The organism is Microbacterium sp. HSID17254, assembly GCF_003989315.1.
Classification (GTDB): Bacteria; Actinomycetota; Actinomycetes; order Actinomycetales; family Microbacteriaceae; genus Microbacterium.
Genome location: NZ_RBLT01000190.1, coordinates 1 through 775, shown reverse-complemented (window position 1 = coordinate 775; position 775 = coordinate 1). Strand labels below are relative to the sequence as shown.

The following is a 775-nucleotide window of genomic DNA, read 5'->3' as shown; positions in this document are numbered from 1 at the left end:
CTGGTCGGCGATCTCGACCAGCGCGTACTGGATGTGCGCGCGACGGGGGTCGCGGTCGTAGGCGTAGCGCAGCAGCATCTGCATGAGGATCATCTCGAACCACAGCCCGATCCGGGCGACGCTGCAGAACTCGTGCACCGACAGCGTGATCCGCTGCTCCTCGGTCAGGCCGTCCCACAGCGGCGTGCCGTAGAGCGACACGCGCTCGGGGACGATGCCGTACCTGCCCTCGACCAGGGGGGCGTCCCAGTCGATGTCGATCGCCGGGTCGTAGGAGGTCGTGACCGAGCTCTTGAGCAGCCGTCGGGCGGTGTCCTCCCGGTCGGCGAGGGGGGTCTTGCTGCCGGTGCGTGCGGGAGCGCTCATCGTGCGCCGCTTCCTGCTGGGAGGGGCCGGTGGTGGCGGGTTCCACACCCGGAACCCTTGCTGTTACCGGCGGTAACGGTTACCACTGGTAACGTGCCCCAGGACACCAGGGATGTCAAGCCGGACGCGCGCAGCCGCCGACGGGAGGAACGGCGGACCGAGATGGTCTCGGCCGCCGTCGAGGCGATCCGCGAGCACGGCCCGGGGGTCGCGGTCGCCCAGATCGCGGCCGCGGCCGGCATCACCAAACCGGTGCTCTACCGGCACTTCGCCGACCGCGCCGACCTGCAGCGCGCCGTCAGCGAGCACGCCGCGGACATGCTGATGCAGCGGATCTACCCGGTGCTGGCGATCGACGCCGAGCCGATCGAGCACGTCGCCGCCGTCGTCGACGCCTACCTCGGGATGA

2 protein-coding genes are annotated in these 775 nt (G+C 70.5%); one reads left to right on the top strand and one right to left on the bottom strand.

Translation table 11 applies throughout. The annotated features are described in order from the left end of the window. The coding region (locus D8M34_RS18520) for a diiron oxygenase (protein ID WP_148113117.1) at positions 1-366 on the bottom strand (366 nt) is incomplete at its 3' end. Between the two features lie 93 nt (positions 367-459). Here D8M34_RS18520 and D8M34_RS18515 point away from each other — a divergent pair. Then, positions 460-775: TetR family transcriptional regulator (locus D8M34_RS18515; RefSeq protein ID WP_202976306.1), on the top strand; the 316-nt coding region annotated here is incomplete at its 3' end.